General features: G+C 67.2%; 11 protein-coding genes. 1 reads left to right on the top strand and 10 read right to left on the bottom strand.

All coding sequences use genetic code 11. The features are described 5' to 3' along the window. Window positions 1-9: 9 nt before the first annotated feature. Window positions 10-1,062, bottom strand: a complete 1,053-nt coding sequence (cyoA, locus tag AC07NF_RS02345; protein WP_494631417.1) for a ubiquinol oxidase subunit II — start codon at window positions 1,060-1,062, stop codon at window positions 10-12. A gap of 197 nt (window positions 1,063-1,259) precedes the next feature. On the opposite strand from cyoA, the gene AC07NF_RS02340 reads away from it, so the two are divergent. Beyond that, a complete protein-coding gene (locus AC07NF_RS02340) occupies window positions 1,260-2,594 on the top strand; it encodes an MFS transporter (protein WP_494631419.1) in 1,335 nt (444 codons plus the stop codon). On the opposite strand, the gene AC07NF_RS02335 is transcribed toward AC07NF_RS02340, so the two are convergent. The 9 genes from AC07NF_RS02335 to AC07NF_RS02295 form a co-directional block, all read right to left on the bottom strand. Continuing rightward, the gene (locus AC07NF_RS02335; RefSeq protein ID WP_494631422.1) at window positions 2,587-3,369 is read right to left on the bottom strand and encodes an SDR family oxidoreductase; all 783 of its coding nucleotides are present in this window, start codon (window positions 3,367-3,369) and stop codon (window positions 2,587-2,589) included. The two genes, AC07NF_RS02340 and AC07NF_RS02335, sit on opposite strands and share 8 nt — an antisense overlap. Further along, window positions 3,366-4,067, bottom strand: coding sequence for a TetR/AcrR family transcriptional regulator (locus tag AC07NF_RS02330; protein WP_492811180.1), 702 nt, complete (start codon window positions 4,065-4,067; stop codon window positions 3,366-3,368). Before AC07NF_RS02330 ends, AC07NF_RS02335 begins: the two co-directional genes overlap by 4 nt. Then, window positions 4,064-5,731, bottom strand: coding sequence for a carboxylesterase/lipase family protein (locus AC07NF_RS02325; RefSeq protein ID WP_494631431.1), 1,668 nt, complete (start codon window positions 5,729-5,731; stop codon window positions 4,064-4,066). Before AC07NF_RS02325 ends, AC07NF_RS02330 begins: the two co-directional genes overlap by 4 nt. After that, window positions 5,728-7,977, bottom strand: coding sequence for a TonB-dependent receptor (locus tag AC07NF_RS02320; RefSeq protein WP_494631435.1), 2,250 nt, complete (start codon window positions 7,975-7,977; stop codon window positions 5,728-5,730). Before AC07NF_RS02320 ends, AC07NF_RS02325 begins: the two co-directional genes overlap by 4 nt. Window positions 7,978-8,098: 121 nt before the next feature. Further along, window positions 8,099-9,214: an aldose epimerase family protein gene (locus tag AC07NF_RS02315; protein ID WP_494631438.1), complete on the bottom strand. Its 1,116-nt coding sequence runs from the start codon at window positions 9,212-9,214 to the stop codon at window positions 8,099-8,101. Further along, the gene (locus AC07NF_RS02310; protein WP_494631440.1) at window positions 9,207-10,367 is read right to left on the bottom strand and encodes an alginate lyase family protein; all 1,161 of its coding nucleotides are present in this window, start codon (window positions 10,365-10,367) and stop codon (window positions 9,207-9,209) included. Before AC07NF_RS02310 ends, AC07NF_RS02315 begins: the two co-directional genes overlap by 8 nt. A gap of 55 nt (window positions 10,368-10,422) precedes the next feature. Next, entirely contained in the window at window positions 10,423-12,846 is a 2,424-nt protein-coding gene (locus tag AC07NF_RS02305; protein WP_494631442.1) for a TonB-dependent receptor, read from the bottom strand. A 272-nt stretch (window positions 12,847-13,118) separates the two neighbouring features. Then, the gene (locus AC07NF_RS02300) at window positions 13,119-15,938 is read right to left on the bottom strand and encodes a TonB-dependent receptor (protein WP_494631445.1); all 2,820 of its coding nucleotides are present in this window, start codon (window positions 15,936-15,938) and stop codon (window positions 13,119-13,121) included. Between the two features lie 48 nt (window positions 15,939-15,986). Further along, window positions 15,987-17,855, bottom strand: coding sequence for a hypothetical protein (locus AC07NF_RS02295; protein ID WP_492811192.1), 1,869 nt, complete (start codon window positions 17,853-17,855; stop codon window positions 15,987-15,989). Window positions 17,856-17,873 lie beyond the last annotated feature (18 nt).

Raw genomic sequence — 17,873 nt, 5'->3', positions numbered from 1 at the left:
GACTTTCAATCAGCGCGCTTCGGCGGACTTTGGGGCGCAGAGCGCGGCGACGAAGGCTCGCAGGCCGCCCTCCTGGCCGCGCCGCACGCGCTTGTCGTATTCGAGGGTGGTGACGTTGTAGACGCCGGCCATACCGAGGCCGCCGTTGGCGTCGATGCGCATCATGTCGTGCTGGCACATCTTGCCAGGCTCGACGCAGCGGTTGACGGCCTTGTCGAACAGGCCGGCATCGACCGAGGCGAACTTCTGCACCGGGGCCTTCTGGCTGGGCTTTTCCAGGACGAGGTAGCGCGGACCGTCCAGGCGCTGGTCGCCCTTGCGGACGTCGGCGGCCCAGCGCTCGAAGTCCGCCCGGCTCATGCCGTGGAACTTGAAGCGCATGTGCGAGAAGCCCTCGCCGCTGAAATTGGCCGAGAAGCCGTCAAAGGTTCCGGGCTTGTTGATCACCGCATGCAGCTGGGTGGTCATGCCGGGCATGGCGTAGATCTGGCCGGCCAGGGCGGGCACGTAGAACGAGTTCATCACCGACGAGCTGGTCAGCTGAAAGTCGATCGGCGTGTCGACCGGCGCGGCCAGCTCGTTGACCGTGGCGACGCCCAGTTCGGGATAGATGAACAGCCACTTCCAATCGAGGGCCACGACCTGGACCTTCAGCGGCTTGACGTTCTCGGCGCTGCGCCCGGGCGCCAGGCGGTCCAGCGGGCGGTACGGGTCCAGCAGGTGGGTGCTGGTCCAGGTCACCGCGCCCAGGATGGTGATGATCACCAGCGGCGCGGCCCAGATCACGATCTCCAGGCGCGTGGAGTGGTGCCAGTCGGGATCGTAGGGCGCGTCCTCGTTCGAGCGCCGGTACTTCCAGGCGAAGAACAGGGTCAGGGCGATCACCGGCACGATGATCACCAGCATCAGCACGGTGGCGACGATGATCAGGTCGCGTTGCTGCATGGCGATATCGCCGGACGGGTTCATCACCACCCAGTCGCAGCCGCCCAGCGCCAGGAGCGCGGGCAACAGGGCCAACTTGGCCAAAACACGGGGCGACGGAAGGAGTTTCGGACGCATAGCGCGGCCGATAGGGCAGTCTGCTGCACTGCGACATTGGACCGTTTGTCCTAGGCCCCGGTCACGCTCGGAGCGGAAGCGCCGCAAAGGCGTTTGCCAGATCGCGTCCCTTGGCCCCATGCTCGCCTCCAGACCGCCAAAAAGGCGGCGCGACATTTGGAAACTGGGACGGAAACGAGGAATAGGCGCGTCAGTTCATGGCTCAAGAGTTCACAGTACCCACCTCATCCGGCCTGGAGCGCGACGCGCGGCGGATGCATGCCGATTCCCACGGCGTCCGATCGGGCGAGATCGCCCTGGGCGTGGTCATCGGCCGAACCTCGGAATTCTTCGATTTCTTCGTCTACGCCATCGCCTCGGTGCTGGTGTTCCCGCAGTTGTTCTTCCCGTTCGTCGATCGCCTGACCGGCGTCATGTACGCCTTCGCGATCTTCGCCCTGGCGTTCATCGCCCGGCCGATCGGCTCGGTGATCTTCGGCATGATCGACCGGCGCTTCGGTCGCGGGGCCAAGCTGACGGTCGCCCTGTTCCTGCTGGGCGGTTCGACGGCGGCCATCAGCTTCCTGCCGGGCTACGCCGTCGCCGGCCCGCTGGCTATCTGGGCCCTGGCGGCCTTCCGTATCGGCCAAGGCCTGGCGCTCGCCGGCGCCTGGGATGGCCTGTCCTCGCTGCTAGCCCTGAACGCGCCCGAGAACAAGCGCGGCTGGTACGCGATGATCCCGCAGCTGGGCGCGCCGTTCGGCTTCATGCTGGCCAGCGGCCTGTTCGCCTATTTCGTCGCCAGCCTGGGTTCGGCCGACTTCCTGGACTGGGGCTGGCGCTATCCGTTCTTCGCGGCCTTCGCCATCAATGTCGTGGCCCTCTTCGCCCGCCTGCGCATCGTCGCCACCGAGGAATACGGCGCGCTGTTCGAGAAGCGCGAACTGCGCCCCTCCCCGATCGCCTCGCTGCTGCGGGCCGAGGGCGGCAATGTGCTGATCGGCATGTTCGCGCCGCTGGCCACCTTCGCCATGTTCCACCTGGTCACCGTCTTCCCGCTGTCGTGGGTGGCGCTGCATGATGACGCTCAGGCCCTGACCTTCCTGCGCATCGAGCTGGTCGGCGCCGTGGTCGGCGTGCTGGGCATCCTGGCCTCGGGCTGGATCGCCGACCGCATCAACCGCCAGAACCAGCTGGCCCTGTCGGCCCTGCTGATCGGCGGCTTCAGCCTGCTGGCCCCGCGCCTGCTGGACGGCGGCTCGGTCGGCCAGACGATCTATGTGGTCGTTGGCTTCGCGATCCTGGGCCTGTCGTTTGGCCAGGCCGCCGGCACGGTCAGCTCGCGCTTCTCCAAGCGTTATCGCTACACCGGCGCGGCCCTGACCTCGGACCTGTCGTGGCTGATCGGCGCGGGCTTCGCGCCGCTGGCCGCCCTGGGCCTGGCCTCGGTCTGGGGCCTGCCGGCCATCGGCCTCTACCTGGCCTCGGGCTCCATCGCGACCCTGGTCGCCCTGACCCTGGACCGTAATCGCCAGCGGAAAGCGCTCAAATAATCGTCGCGCCGCCGTCGACCACCAGGATCTGACCGGTCATGTGGCCGCCGGCGTCCGAGGCCAACAGCAAGGCCGGCCCCATCAGGTCGGTCTCGCCGCCCAGCTTGCCCAGCGGCGTGTCGCGCAGCATCCGCTCGCCATGCTCGCCGATGGTCGCGGTCGTCATCTTCGACGGGAAGTAGCCCGGCGCCACGGCGTTGACCCGGATGTTGCGCGGGCCCCACTCGGCGGCCAAGGCCCGGGTCATGTTCACCACCGCGCCCTTGGCGGTGTTGTAGGCGATCGTGCCCAGCTGGTCGGGATGGTGGCCCATCAGCCCCTCAATTGAGGCCACATTGACCACCGCGCCCTTGCCCTGCTTCAGGAAGGCCTCGCGCGCCACCGCCTGGGTCAGCAGGAACAGGCCCGTGACGTTCAGGTCGATGACCTTGTTCCAGCCCTCGATCGGATAGTCCTCGGCCGGCGCGCCCCAGACCGTGCCGGCGTTGTTGACGAGGATATCGATGCGGCCGTAGCGGGCCAGGACCCGCTCGGTCAGGGCCGTGGCGGCGTCGGGCGCGCCAAGGTCGGCGGCGAAGCCTTCGGCCTGGATCCCCTTCCCCGCCAGCTCGGCGACAGCGGCGTCCAGCTCGGCCTGCTTGCGAGCCACCAGCGCCAACGAGGCGCCGTACTCGCCCAGGGCCGAGGCGATCTGCAGCCCCAGCCCGCGCGAGCCGCCGGTGACGATCGCCACGCGACCGGCGAGGTCGAACAGGCCGCCCAGGGTCTTGGTCATTTCGCGGTCTCCGCCGGCGGGCATTGGCAGATCGCCTTGAAGCCCGCGGCCATGAAGGTCGCCATGTGTTGGCGGATGGACTCAAAATCGTTGGACGAGCACAGGCCATGAGACAGCTGATCCAGCCGGCCCGTGCGGGCCATGTTGTGGGTCATCGCCCCCGAGACGAAGTGGTAACCCCAGAAGATCGTCGCCTCGTCGCAGTCGGGCATGGCCTTCTTCAGCAGGTCGATCAGGGCCAGGACGACGGGGTTGAAGTACTTGCCCATCTTCTCGGCGCCCCAGCCGGCGGCGCTGTTGGCCTGGGCGCTGATCTGGCCAAAGGCCAGCCACTGCTCGGTGTCGTGGATCTGGACATTCAGGTCGGTGTCGATCCAGGCATGCAGCGCGCCCTCGACCGTGACCTTGTCGCCGACCTCCTCGGCATAGCGCCGCATCGCGTCGAGACGATTCTGCGCCGAGACCGGGGCCCGCCGCGCCCACACCGCCTCGAACAGGCTCTCCTTGCCGTTGAAGTGGTAGTGGATCAGCGTCGAGCTGACCCCGATGCGCGCGGCGACGTCCTTCAGCGTGACGCCGTGATAGCCGAACTCGGCGAACAGCTGCTCGGCGGCGTCCAGGATCCGCTCGATCGACTGTTCGCGGGCGCGGGCCTTGTGGCGGGGCGCCTTGGCCTCTTGGGTCTGGTCGGTGCTCATCGAGCCTCTGGTTGCCGCTTCGTGCCGAGGTCGTCAACGTGACCCTGCGGCGGGAAGGCCGAGAAGCCGATGTCGAGCCGCCACGCCTGCCCCTTCGCGCGCCGTTCGGCGACCAGGGCGTCGGCCCAGCCATAGGCGGCCGGCTGCAGGTCGCGCGCGGCCATGGGCCGGTCGTCGATGTCGAGGTAGCCGCGCTCCTTGGCTGTGAAGCGCGGCCACGCCGTCTCGCCCGGCGCGGTCGGCGTGCCGGTTCGGACGAACGAGACCCAGTAGTTCAGCATGGCGTCCGACAGCGCCGTCTCTTCTGCGGTCAGCGGCGGGCGCGGCCAGTTCGGGCCAAGCGCAGCGCCCTCGCCGACCTGGCCGAAGACGTACGGGATTTCACTCGCATGGAAGGCCGCCAGATCGCGGGCCTTCTGGGCTAGGGTGCTGTGGCGGAAATAGTAGAGATAGCCGCCCTGCCCGGCCGCCGCCTGCTGACGCACCAGATACTGAGCCGCGAAGCCGTAGAGCCCGTCGCGGATCGAGGCCATGACATCGGCCTTGGGGGCCGCGCCCGGATAGACGACGAGATAGGTCTTCGCTTTGGCGCCGAAACGCGCCTTCACGTCCGCCACATAGGCCTCGGACGTCGCCGGCGCGGGCGGCATCAGGAACAGCAGCGAACGGATCTCGCCTTCATTGAAGCCGGCCAGGACGTCGGCCTTGGCCTGCTCGCCGCGCGCGAAGGTGTCGACCAGCTGACGCGGCAGCGTCACGCCGTCGATCACCGGTTCTGGCTGCCAGCCGGTCGCCAGGCCCGCCTTGAACAGGGTGACCAGATCGGTGGCCCGCAGCTGTTCGGCGGTCTTGGCCCCGGCCGCCGCGCCCAGCGCCTCGCCGCCGGCCTCGGCCGAGGGCAGGCCCAGGGTCGGTTCGTGCAGGGCGCGGTAAGCCGGCATGTAGCCGCTCTGGACAATGGCCCGCTGGAACAGCCCCTTCGCCTGCGGACTGGTCATCAGGGCGATGACGGACAGACCGCCAGCGGACTCACCCGCGATCGTCACCTGTGCTGGGTCGCCCCCAAACGCCGCGATGTTGTCGCGCACCCAGCGCAACGCCTCGATCTGGTCGAGCAGGCCGTAGTTGCCCGACAGCTTCTGGGGCGACTCCGCGCTGAGCGCCGGATGGGCGAAGTAGCCGAGCAAGCCCAGGCGGTAGTTGATCGACACAAAGACGATGCCCTGCCTGGCCAGCTTGGCGCCGTCATAGAGCGGCTCGGAACTGCCCCCGCCCAGCAGCGCACCGCCGTGGATCCAGACCATCACGGGCAGCTTTTTGGCCCCGGCCGGCGCCCAGACGTTCAGGGTCAGGCAGTCCTCGGACATCGGCGCCAGGCCGCCGGAATAGAGCCCGTTCGGCGCTTGCGGCGGTTGGAGACATGCAGGGCCGAAGGCCTTGGCGTCTCGCACGCCCGTCCAGCCCTCAGCCGGGACCGGCGCCCGCCAACGCAGCGGGCCGACCGGCGGCTGGGCGTACGGAATGCCCTTGTAAGCAGAGACCCCTGCCTCCGAGACGCCTTGCAGCGCGCCTTGGCGGACCTGGACCCGCCCTTCCTCCGCCCGCACCGCCGCTGCCGCCAGGACGGCGACGGCCAGGGTCAGGCAGGCCCAGAGCCGGCTCACAGGTTGTAGCCCACGCGAACGCCGAAGGTGCGCGGCCGCAGCACGGCGAAGCGGCTGTACACGAAGGCTTCCGGATGGATGTAGGTCGTGGCCCGGCTGTTGCCGAGGTTCTCGCCATAGACCGTCACCGTGGTCCTGCCGAACCGGGCGCCGGTCTGCAGGTTCACATAGGTGTAGCGGTCGGTGAAACCGTAGAGCGGGCTCTGGGTCCCGGCCTTGCCCGGCGTGTTGGGGAAGCCGTTCGGGAACGAACCCACGTGCTGGACCTGGAAGCTGGTGAAGCCTTGGGCCCCGCTTTGCAGGTCATAGCTGAAGGTCCCGAAGAACGAGCCCTGCACATGCGGCGAGGCCAGGCGCGAACCGTCGACCGCGCCGGAGATGGTCGCCTCCGAGGTGCTCAACTCGGTGACCTTGGCGTCGTTCAGCGAACCGTTGACGCCCAGCAGCACGCCCTTGGCCGGCGTGAAGCTGACCTCGGCCTCGAGGCCCTTGGAGGCGGCGCGGCCGACATTGGTGGCGAACTGGATGGAGTCCGACTGGCGGTTGGCCTGCACCTGGATGTTCTTCCAGTCGATATAGTAGGCCGCCAGGGCCGCGGTCAGCCGGCCGTCCAGGAAGCGGCCCTTCAGACCGACCTCGTAGTTGGTCAGGTTATCCGAGCCCGCGCCCGCCGGAATGATCAGGTCACTGGGTGTCACCGTGCTGACGCTGCCGGCGCGGGCGTTGTAGACGGGCGTGCGATAGCCGGTGGAGACCGTGGCGTAGGTCGTGAGATCCCGCGACGGCTTGTAGGTCAGGCTGGCCTTCCACGACGCCTTCGAGGCCGACGGGTACTTGGTCGTCGCCGGAGCATTGGGCGTCAGGACCAGCGGCCCGGACAGGTTCAGCAGCGCATAGGTGAAATAGGCCGAGTTGAAGCCGGCATAGGTGTCGACCTCGCCGCCGTACTTGCCGTAGCGCACGCCGCCGCTGGCCGAGAGCTTGTCGCTGAGGTGGTAGGTCAGCTCGCCGAAACCGGCCAGTTCGTAGGTGCGGGTGTCGCTGCCGAACTTCGAGAAGGTGGCGCCCGGCAGGCCGGTCAGCTTGCGCGCCGTCAGGAAGGCGGCATTGGAGCGGTTCTCGCCGTTCAGGTCGGTGTCGCGGTGCAGATAGAAGCCGCCCGCCACCCAGTCGAACTTGCCGCCGCCGTCCGAGGCCAGGCGCGTCTCCTGGACGAAGGTCTTCGAGGTGAAGCTGTCGAACAGATAGAACGGCACGGCCAGGGCGAAGGTGCCGGCCAAGTCGACATTGAACAGGCTGTCGGCCACCGAATAGGTCGAGGAACTGGTCAGGCGCGCGCCGTCGAACTGGTACTCGACCGTGCCGTTATAGACCTGGGTCTTGGACGTATATTGGTCGGGAACGGTGCTGTAGCGCTTAAGATCGCCCAGGTTCGGCGAGGTCAGCGCCGAGTCCTTGGGATTGCTGTCCTCGTAGGACGCCAGCAGGCGGACGCTGAGCCGATCGTTGGGCTTCCACAGCAGGATGCCGCGCCCGCCCCAGTTCTTCAGCTTGTTGGAATTCTTGACCCCGGTGCCCAGGTTGTCGACGTAGCCGTCCTCGTCCCGGTAGAAGCCGACCACCCGCAGGGCCAGCTCGTCCTTGATCAGCGGCAGGTTGACCATGGCGTTGTAGCGCTGGCGCCAGCCCTCGCTGTCGGGGGTGTAGCCGATGTCGGCCAGGGCCGAGCTATCATAGCCAGTCAGGTCCGGGCTCTTGGTCAGCACCCGCAGGGCGCCCGACAGCGAACCCGAGCCAAACAGCGTGCCCTGCGGCCCGCGCAGGAACTCGACCCGCTGGACGTCGTAGAGGTTGGGATCCAGGGTCACGGTGTTGCCGATCGTGGTGAGCGGCAGTTCGTCCAGATAGATGGTCGTCGTGGTCTGCAGGCCCGCGCCCCAGCCGTTGGTCGAGATGCCCCGGACCGTGAAGCGGACATTGTTGTCGCTGGCGCGGTTCAGCACGACGCCAGGCGTCTCGCGGGCGATGCCCTCGTAGTTGACGATGCCCTTCTTGGTCAGCTCGGCCTGCGAAAAGGCGGTGACGCTGAGCGGCACGTCCTGCAGGCGCTCGCTGCGCCGGGTGGCGGTGACGACGATCTCGTCGACCTGCTCGGCGCCCGAGCTCGGCTTGGAAGTGGTTTGCGCGATGGCGGGCGCGGCAATGGTCAGCGCCAGCGCCGACGCCGTGTAGGCGATGCGTTTCATGGTTCCCTCCCTGTCGCCGGCCGCGCCTTTTTGGCGCTATTCCGCGAACAGCGTTCACCGTCGCATCACACTGACGCGCGTGTCAATATTGACTTACTCGACAGTCAGTATTGTGAGCGCGCTATTTCGAGAACCTCAGGATGGTGGTCGACTTGAACACCCTGCCCGGCCGCAGCTCGGTCGACGGGAAGGCCGGCTGGTTGGGGCTGTCGGGCAGGTGCTGGGTCTCGAAGGCAAAGCCGGCATACTTCGGATAGGTCGCGCCGCCAGGACCCCTCTCGGTCCCGTCGAAGCCGTTGCCGCTGTTGATCTGCACCGAGGGCTGATCAGTCAGCAGGGTGACACGGCGACCGCTGACGGGGTCCTCCATCCAGGCGACCTTGCGTAGGCTGGGCTTGGCCGCACGGAAGACCAGGCTGTGGTCGAAGCCCTGGGAGGGCGACAGCAGCGGATCGTCCAGCTTCATCGCCTCGCCCTCGCGGCGGGCCTTGCGGAAGTCCAGCACCGTGCCTTCGACCGGCAGCAGCTTGCCCGACGGGGCCTTGCGGGCGTCGACCTCGGCATAGCGGTCGGCGTCGAGCCAGATGGTCTGGTCGCGGACGTCGCCACTTTCGGCCCCCGCCAGGTTCAGGAAGCCGTGGTTGGTCAGGTTCAGCACCGTCGGGGCCGAGGTCTTAGCGGCGTAGTCGATGTGCAGCTCGTTGGCCTTGCGCATCAGCCGATAGGTCACGGTGATGTCGAGCCCGCCGGGGAAACCCTGGTCGCCGTCCGGGCTGTGCAGTTCGAAAGCCACGCCCACCGACTGGGCGTCGCTGACCGCATGGCTGGTCCAGACCCGCTTGTCGTATCCGTTCGGACCGCCGTGCAGGGTCATGTGGTTGTTGCCGGCCGGCAGGGCGTAGGGCTTGCCGTCGACGGTGATCTTCGCGTCCGTGATCCGCCCGGCATAACGCCCGATCACCGAGGCCCAGCGCCGCGCGCTCGTCTCGTAGGCGGCCACGCTGGGCAGGTTGAGGATCACGTTCTCGAACTTGCCGGCCCGGTCCGGGGCGCTGACCATGGTCAGGGTCGCGCCGTAGTCGATGGCCGAGACCGTCATCCCTAAGTCGTTGCGCAGGATCGTCTTCGCCACCGGCACGCCGATCTTGGTCGCGCCGAACGGCTCGCGCCTGACGTCGGCGGCCTGGGCCGAAGAAGCGAGCAAGGCGGCGAGGCCCGCCAGGAACAGTCTACGCATCGATCCAGAGCACCGGTTGGCGGAGGGGGTAGTTGCGGATGATCTCGGCCTGCGTCGGGTCCGGGTCAAGCTTACGCCAGAGATCCAGATAGTCCTGGCGCTTCAGGGCCAGGCCGCCGAACAACAGGCTGGGCTGGCGGACGGGCCAGCCGTCCCAGGCCTCGACGTCGGGCGGTTTGGGCCAGGTCTTCTTGTCGGCGATGAACGGGGCCATGTAGGCCAGGGCGTCGGCGATCGAGCCGCCCTGCGCGCCCTTGAAGGTCCAGAGGTTGTCGGTCGGCGTCGACATCACGTGAGCGCAGGCGGCTAGGACATCCAGATTGAATAGGCAGTAGCCGTAGGGCTTGGTGCGGACCAACTCCAAGGGCTGTGAACCGTCAGCGGCGATCTGGCCTGGGACCAGCGCCTTGATCCGGCCGCGCGCCACGTCCAGCTCGGCCTTGCGACCGGTCAGATTGGCGAACGCGGCCGCTTGCAGCGCCCAGCAGGTGCCGTGGTTGTTCTTCTGGTCGCGCTCGTCGACGCCGTTGGCCGAGGTGCTCATCCAGGTCAGGTAGGCGTCGAACCAGGCCACGGTCGGGGCGTAGACGCCGACCTTGGGCCGCGCGGCCTTGAGCACGCCGACGGCGCGGGCGACCTCGACCAGATGCAGGGTGTCTATGACGCCGATGCCCCGGCCCGTGTTGACGCCGATGATCGCCTGGGCGTGCTCCAGGTTGGGGTTCATCCGGGTGTCGGGCGCGACAAACCAGGCCTGGAGATGCTTCTCGGCATGCTCGGCGTAGCGGGCGTCCCTGGTCACCTTGTAGGCCGCCGCCAGCGCCGGCAGCTGGACGCCCAGCCGGATCACCGCGTCGCGGTGGGCGGTGAACTTGTCGGGGTTGGAGTAGCCGTCCTTGCGGATGTACGGCCCGTTCGGATTAGCCGGATCGGGCCACCAGTAGTCGGCTTCGGAATAGTAGTCCTGCCGGCTGCCCGGACTGCGCGGCGCGGCGAAGGCGGTGATGGTCACCGGCTTCTCGGCGAGATAGCGGTCGGCGGCCTTGAGGATCCGCGCCCGGTCGATGGCCGCGATGTCCATCGGGGTCGCCGTCGCGGCCCCGAACGCCGTCAGCGCCAGGGCCGTCCCGAGGAAGAAGTCGCGTCGGTTCATGGATACGCTCCGAACGAAAGCGAGGGCGACGCGAACGCCGCCCTCGCGAGATGGACTAGTACTTCACCTGAGCGCGGACGCCGAAGTAGCGCTCGCTGTCGCGGCCCGGCTTCCAGTTCACCGCCAGGGTGGCCGGGGTCGCCGTGCGGCTGAAGTTCCAGGCGTTATCGCGGCCCTTGGTCAGGGCGTAGTTCTTGTCGAACAGGTTGTTGGCGAAGACGCTGAGCTTCCAGTTGTCCTTCTGGACACCGGCGCCGAGATTGAAGATGCCGTAGGCCTCCTGCACCGCGTCCGGGTCTTGGACCAGGCTGAAGCTGACGTCCGACTGCCAGCGATACGAGGCCTGGATGAAGGCGCCGTACTCGGCGTTCAGGCGCCAGTCGTACTGGCCCGTCAGCGTGCCGGTCCACTTGGGCGCGTTGGGCAGGTTTTTGCCCGACAGGTTCTGGCGACCGCCGACGCAGCCCTCCGCCGCAGTTTGAGCCGCGTAGCAGGGCGCGTTCAGGAACGTGTCCATGCGGGCGATGTTGTAGCTGCCGTTAGCGTTCAGGGTCAGGCCGCCGGCATAGATCGCCACCTCGGTCTCGACGCCCTTGGACGTCACCTTGCCCAGGCTCTGCAGGATGTTCTGGCCAAGATCCAGGTCGCGGCTCTGGGCCTGGAAGTGACGATAGTCCTCGAAGAAGGCCGTCATGTTCCAGGTCAGGCGACGATCGAAGAACGCGCCCTTGAAGCCGGCCTCATACGACTTGCTGGTCTCGGGCGGCACCGGCTGGCGCGAGGCCACGCAGTCGGCGACCGGCAGGCCAAAGCACGAGCCGGCGGCGGTGGTCGGCGTGCGCGTGGTCAGGATGCTGGTCAGGTCGTAGGCCAGGCCCTTGTAGCCCTTGGCGGCGTTGGCGAAGACCATGAAGCCCGGCGTGAACCGGTACTGCACGGCGGCCTTGCCGGTGACGACGCTGTCGCTGTCGCAGGTCGAGATCTTCAGCGACGGCGTGGGCGTGTTGGTCGAGCAGCCAGGCTTGCCGTAGGTCACGCCGGTGTCGCGATCCAGGAAGTCGTAGCTGAGCTTCTCGTGGTGGTAACGCAAGCCGCCGATCACGGTGAGCTTGGGCGTGATGTCGTACGAGCCCTGCGCGAAGGCGGCATAGGTCTTGGACGTCGAGTTGGTCAGGTAGCTGGAATAGACCAGCGAGTTCGTCGTCGGCAGCTGTTGCTGGCCGTTGAAGATCACGCCGTTGAAGCTGCCGTGGGTGTTGGAGCCCCGGACGTAGTCCCGGGTGCTGTCGGTCTTGCTGTAGAACAGGCCGGCCACGTAGCGGAACGCGCCGCTGTTGGGCGACGTCAGGCGCAGTTCCTGGGTGATGGTCTTGACGTCGAACGAGCCGCCGTCCCCTACCCCGCCCTTGGGCGCGGTCGCGAAGTTCACGCCGCCAACCGTCAGGGTGCTGAAGTCGAAGTCGCTGGAGTCGGAGTCCTTGAAGTCCTCCAGGCGGTACTTGTCGTAGGACGAGATCGACATCAGCGAGCCGCCGTTCGGCAGGTCATAGACCAGGCGCAAGCCCGTGCCGTAATCCTCGGCGAAGCCTTCGGTATCGAGGTCCAGGCGCGTCAGGCGGTTGTTTTTGCCCGGCGTGATGCCCGCCAGGATGGTCGAGGCCGGCAGGTTGGCGCGGCTGAAGGTGACGCCGGGGCTCAGGAAGTACTGGGCCGGCGCGCAGCAGGTGCCTTCGGTCTTGGTGTAGTAAGGCGACAGGGTCGCGGTGAACCGGTCGGTCGGGCTCCAGGCGATCTTGGACCGCACCGTGTAGTCGGTGGTGCCGTTCTGCCAGTTGCCGGTCGTCAGGTTCAGGATGTTGCCGCGATAGTGGCTGTAGTTGGCGGCCACCCGCACGGCCACCGTATCGCTGACCGGGCCCGAGACGCTGGCCTGCAGGCGGCGCTCGTGATCATCGGTGACCAGGGCGTCGGCCTTGGCGGTGAAGACCTTGCTGGGCGCTTCGGTGGTGATGTTGACGACGCCGGCCGAGGCGGCCTTGCCGAACAGGGTGCTCTGCGGGCCGCGCAGCACTTCCACCTGCTGGACGTCGACCAGGGCGGCGAAGGCGGCGGCCTGGAAGGCCTGCGGCACGTCATCGATGACCACGGCGACGCTGGGCTGCGTGGCGATCGAGAAGGCGTAGGTGCCGATGCCGCGGATGTTGATGCTGTTGTTGGCCGGCTGGGTGGTCTTGGAGATGGTCAGCGATGGCGCCGCGCGCGGCAGGTCGTCGAAGTCGCGGACATTGCCGCGCTCCAGGTTGGCGGCCGTGACCACCAGCACCGACGACGGCACGTTCTGGATGTTCTGGGCCTGTTTGGTGCCGGTGACGATGATCTCTTCGACTGTGGACGACACGGGCGCGGCGTCTTGGGCGTGAGCGGCGCCGGCTAGGCCGACGAAAGCCGCTGACGCCAGCAGGATGGATTTACAGGACATGGTTCTCTCCCCCCTTCCTTTTTGATCGGCGACCGCGATGGAAGGGTTTCGCGACCGCTGCCCTGCCACGTCTCCCGAAGTGCGAACCCGGGGTACGCAGCGGATAAAGGGATCCCGCGTCCCCGCAGCGCCTTGGCTGGGGGATCATCCGTCGGTCAGGAGCTCCGCGCTTGGGAGGCGATGGGGAATCCGGACGACCGACGGACCGCGATGGCGGCGGGATAGGTGTCGGCCGGCGGGGGTTTAAAGAAGGACCCGCCGACCGAATAGGATCAGAAGCGCAGGCGGGCGCCGAAGTAGATCTGCGGACCGTTGTCCGAGACCTCGGTGATCGAGTCCTCGCCGGCCTTGTACATGACGTCGCGCGTGCCGGTGACGTTCAGGGCTTGCAGCTTCAGCTGGACCTGCTTGGTCAGGTCATACGACGCCGACAGGTTCAGATAGCCCGAGCCCTTGGCGCTGCGGTTGGTGCTGCTGTTGGGCTTGAAGTAGTCCGAACGGTAGCGATACGAGGCGCGCAGCGAGAGCTTTTCGTTCTCCCAGTAGACCGAGCCGCTGCCGGTATATTTCGACAGGCCGTTCAGGTTGGCCGCGCCCATATAGGGGCTGACGGTCGACGGGTCCGGGATCTCGAAATTGGCCTCGGTGATCGCGAAGCTGCCCTGCACGCCGAACCCGCTGAGGAGGCCCGGCAGGTAGGTGAAGGCGTGGTTGCCCGAGAACTCGATGCCGTACAGGTCGCGGGTCGCGGGGTCGTTGGCCGGCGCGATGGCGTTGAAGGTCACCAGCGCACCGTTGGCCATGATGCTGGTCTCACGCGGCTCCTGGGCGTCGAACGCCGCGCCCTTCAGCCACTTGTAGTAGGTGGCGACCGCGAACGAGGTGTCGCGGTTGACGTAGAACTCCAGCGAGGCGTCCAGATTCCAGCCGCGGATCGGCTTGAGGTTCGGGTTGCCGGTGGTGCTGTTGGCCAGCACGCCCTGCACCGTGGTGGCGGTGGTGTCGGCGATCGGGTTGATGCCGACGTTGAAGTCCTCGATGCCCGAGCGCGACAGGGCCTTGTAGCCGGCCAGGCGCAGCTTCACGACGTCGGTCAGGTCGAAGGCGACGTTGACGCTGGGCAGGAAGTACTCGTACCCGCCCGTGCCCTCGATCTCCTGCAGCGGCGTGCCCGGCGTGCGGACCACGGTCGCGGCCGCGCCGCCGATCGACGGCGTCACGGTCAGCTCACCCCGGAAGCCCTTCGACAGCACGCGGGTGCGGACGTAACGAACGCCGGCGTTGCCCGAGACGGGCGTGTCGCCCAGCTGGGTGCGGAAGTTGGTCATCACATAGGCGGTGCTGATCCGCTCACGGATGTTGGAGTCTTCCGGACCGGGCGCGTTGGACGGCAGGGTGAAGCTGTCCTTGCCGGTATAGGTCTTGAACAGGCAGTCGTTGTCGAACAGCGCCCAGCTCTTCACGTTGGTCTTGCCGCCCATGAAGTCGGACGTCGAGAACGGCACGCGGCAATTGGCGTTGGCGTCGGCCACCAGCTGGGTCGGCGTGCGGCCGTCATAGGCGACCGGGATGGGCTGATCGCTGTTGTTGTTGGCGTCCTGGGTGCGGCGGTGATCCGACAGGCGGCCGCCGACCTTGATGCTCTGGAAGAAGCCGTCGCCCAGCTCGTAGGTCACGTCGGCCCGCACCGCGCCGATCTTGTCGAAGCGGTCGGTGACCAGGCGATAGCGCGCATAGTTGCTGTTGCTGGTCGGCGTGCCGAACAGGAAGTTGGCCGGGTCGTTGATGTCGAAATTGGTGAAGGTGACCGAGGGGACCTCGTCGCCCGTACCGTCCAGCGTATAGGCCACGCGCGACTTGGAGCGCATGTTGGTGGCCTTCTGCAGCTCGGTGCGATGCGACTGCGAGTAGGACAGGTCACCGCTGATGGTCAGGCGATCGGTCGGCGTCCAGGTCACCGCGCCGCCGCCGCCGATATACTTCTCGTTACGCTGACGGTCCTCGACCTGGATCTCCAGGTTCGAGTTGCCGCTGTACTTCAGCAGGGCGCCGGCGCTGTCGTCGTTCGACACGCCGCCGACGACCAGCGGCTGGATGCCACGCAGGCCTTCGGTGATCGCCAACTGGTTACGGTACTCGCCGCTCTTGCGGGTCGAGTATTGGCCGTCGATGCTGATGTCGAGGTTGGACGTCGGCTTCCACTGGAAGGTGCCCATCAGCGCTTCACGCTTCTCGTCCGTGACCTTGGACTGGAAGGTGCGCGAGCTGGTGGCGAAGTAGCGCGGACCCAGCGTCGAGCCGGTCGGCGCGGTCGTGGCGTTCGAGCAGTTGGCCGTCGCCGTGCCCGGGGCCCCGGCATAGGTGGTGCACGGCACGAAGGCCGAGTTGGTGATGTAGTAGTCCTCGGGCGTGGCCTGATCCAGGCGCTGGTAGCCCAGGCTGACACCCATCTCGCCGAACTTGGTGTCGAAGCTGTCGGTGTAGGAGATGTTGCCGCGATAGCCGAGGCCGTTGTGGCCGCGGATGTCGTCATCCTTGGGCAGATAGGCGCCGCGCACTTCCATCTGGATGCGGCGCTTGCCGTAGTCGATCGGGCGGATCGACTTCAGCTCGATGACGCCGGCGATGCCGCCGTCCAGGAAGTCGGCCTGTTGCGACTTGTAGACCAGGACGCCGTTGACCAGTTCCGACGGGAACTGCTGGAAGGCCACCGAACGGTCGGGACCGGCGGTCGAGACCTCGCGGCCGTTGAAGGTCGAGAAGCTGAGCGCGGGACCCAGGCCCCGGACGCTGAGCTCGTTGGCGTTGCCCTTGAAGCGGTCGGCGGTGACGCCGGTGATGCGCTCCAGCGTGTCGCCCACCGAGTTATCCGGCAGGGCGCCGATCTCGTCGTTGACGATGCCGTCGACGATGACGCTGGAATTGCGCTTGGTCTCGATCGAGCTGCGCTGGGTGGCGCGGGCCGAGGTGACGACGATCGCCTCGATCGTGTCCTCGGCGGGCGCCGGGGCCGGCGCGGCCTGGGCCAGCGCCTGGGCCGGCAGCACGATGGCGGCGGTCAGCAGAAGATTGCGATAGAACGATGATTTCATTGGTGGTTCTCCCCTTCTTTTATGGTCATTTGGCCGAGGTCCTTCCCCTCAGCGGTAGTCCAGACGCCAGGTGATCTTGAACGGCGTCGCTTCACCCGTCGGCGCGCCATGGCAGACGACCTTGGTCGTCATGGCGCCCGTCGCGGATCGGTATTCCTTGTCCTGGCCCACCGGGCCGGACTGGCAGGATTTCAGGCCTTCCACCGCAAAGCGGCGCACCGTCCCGTCGGTGAAGGTGGTGGTCCCGGCGGCCTGCTTGGCGCCGCCGGAGAACGAGCCGAACTGCAGCTCGACGTCCTTGACCTTCACGCCCGCGGCCGGGGTGAAGACGTCGGTGCGAGTAATGCGGCCGGGCTCGAGGACATAGGTCGTCTTGACCGAGACGCGCTTGTCGGCGACCGGCGCGCGCTCGCCCATCTTGTCCAGTTCGTCCTGGCGCCAGGACACCGTGGTCTTGGCGCCCTTGGCCTCGACCTTGGCGTCCTTGAAATAGGCCAGCGGCATCAGAGCCGAGCCATCTTCCAGGGTCAGGCGGGGGGTGAGGAACGGCGCGACGCCGTCGGGCGAGCCCGCCAGCATTCCCGGCGAGAACGGGATCGGGAAATACGGGTTGTGATTGTGCTGGCTTTCGCCGCCATTGATCACCGGCAAGGCGATCATCCGGCTGCCGTCACGCACGCTGACCAGCAGGCGGTCGTAGTCGCCGCGCTGGAACCAGGTCACCTGGCGACGCGGCAGGGTCGACAGGCCCTTGGCCCAGTCGCTGGCGGGCGACTTGCCCGCGTAGCCCATCCGCGCCCAGTGAGCGCTGGTATAGGCGTACTGGTGCGCCAGCGAGAGGTTCTCGCCCAGGATACGAAACTTGCCGCGATAGTCGTCAGTGCGGCGGCCGCCGTCCCACAGGTTCACCGAACCGGTCTTCGGGTCCTGCCAAAACTCGGCGTAGCGCTGGGCCGCGCGGGCGGAGTAGGCATAGGCCAGTTCCTTTTCCTGCGGGGTCAGCAGGTCCAGCACCGCCGCGGCGGTCAGGGTCTCGATGATCGCCGTCTCGCCATATGGGCCGATGCTGCGGCCGTACTCGAAGCCCTGCCCCTCGGCATCCAGGCGCATCAGCATCACGTCGGCCGACTTGCGCAGCCAGGTCAGGACCTGCTGGGGCGGCTTGCCCCCGGTCTCGATGAAGCGTTGGGCGATCTCGCCGGCCAGCAACACGGAATAGCGATCGAACCGCCCTTCGCCGTCGGTCTCGTCGGCGAAGCCGTACTGGCCGGAGTACAGGTCGTAGTGCTCGGCGATCTTGGCGTAGAGCTTCTCGGCCGGCGCGCCGTCGTCCCAACCCATGCGGGTGCGCAGGCGGGCGATGGCGAAGGCCACGCAGTAGTAGTTGTTGGGGTGGTCGATCAGCGCGTAGGTGTCGACGTCAACGAACATCCGCCAGTCCAGCCGCACGCGCAGCTTGGCCAGGGTCAGCGGGTCGACAGCGTCCTTCAGACGGCCGGCCTCGCGCAGCTTGTTCAGCGCCGACAGGTAGTAGTAAGCGCCCCAGCTGTCATTGGCGTCGTCGGCCGTCAGCTTGGCGATCTTGCGGAAGTCGGCCAGGTAGGTTGGCAGGCGCGGATCGTTGTCCGGCAGGGTGACCAGGAAGTCGACGAGGCCGATGGCGATCTTGCCCGGCAGGAACTTGTCGCTGCCGTTGAACACCGGCTGGCCGTCCAGCTCCAGCTTGCGGCCGTCCTTGACCAGCTTGATCAGCAGTTGCTCGGTCTGGGGCTGAATGCGGTCTTGGACCGTGACGTCGTAGGCCGGGATGGCGCTGGCCGGAGCCTCGGCCGCCTGGGCGACACCGCCCATGCCCAACAGGATCAGGGTCGAGATCGAAACGCCGCGCGCTACGCTGGTAACCGGTGTCAGGTACAAGTCTACGGTCCTCCCGAG

Source organism: Caulobacter sp. GW821-FHT10A06 (assembly GCF_059415805.1).
This window is presented reverse-complemented; position numbering and strand designations above follow the sequence as displayed.

Coding starts and splice junctions, on each gene's coding strand:
- cyoA (WP_494631417.1), bottom strand. CDS start 1,062: ATGCGTCCGAAACTCCTTCCGTCGCCCCGTGTTTTGGCCAAGTTGGCC.
- AC07NF_RS02340 (WP_494631419.1), top strand. CDS start 1,260: ATGGCTCAAGAGTTCACAGTACCCACCTCATCCGGCCTGGAGCGCGAC.
- AC07NF_RS02335 (WP_494631422.1), bottom strand. CDS start 3,369: ATGACCAAGACCCTGGGCGGCCTGTTCGACCTCGCCGGTCGCGTGGCG.
- AC07NF_RS02330 (WP_492811180.1), bottom strand. CDS start 4,067: ATGAGCACCGACCAGACCCAAGAGGCCAAGGCGCCCCGCCACAAGGCC.
- AC07NF_RS02320 (WP_494631435.1), bottom strand. CDS start 7,977: ATGAAACGCATCGCCTACACGGCGTCGGCGCTGGCGCTGACCATTGCC.
- AC07NF_RS02315 (WP_494631438.1), bottom strand. CDS start 9,214: ATGCGTAGACTGTTCCTGGCGGGCCTCGCCGCCTTGCTCGCTTCTTCG.
- AC07NF_RS02310 (WP_494631440.1), bottom strand. CDS start 10,367: ATGAACCGACGCGACTTCTTCCTCGGGACGGCCCTGGCGCTGACGGCG.
- AC07NF_RS02305 (WP_494631442.1), bottom strand. CDS start 12,846: ATGTCCTGTAAATCCATCCTGCTGGCGTCAGCGGCTTTCGTCGGCCTA.
- AC07NF_RS02300 (WP_494631445.1), bottom strand. CDS start 15,938: ATGAAATCATCGTTCTATCGCAATCTTCTGCTGACCGCCGCCATCGTG.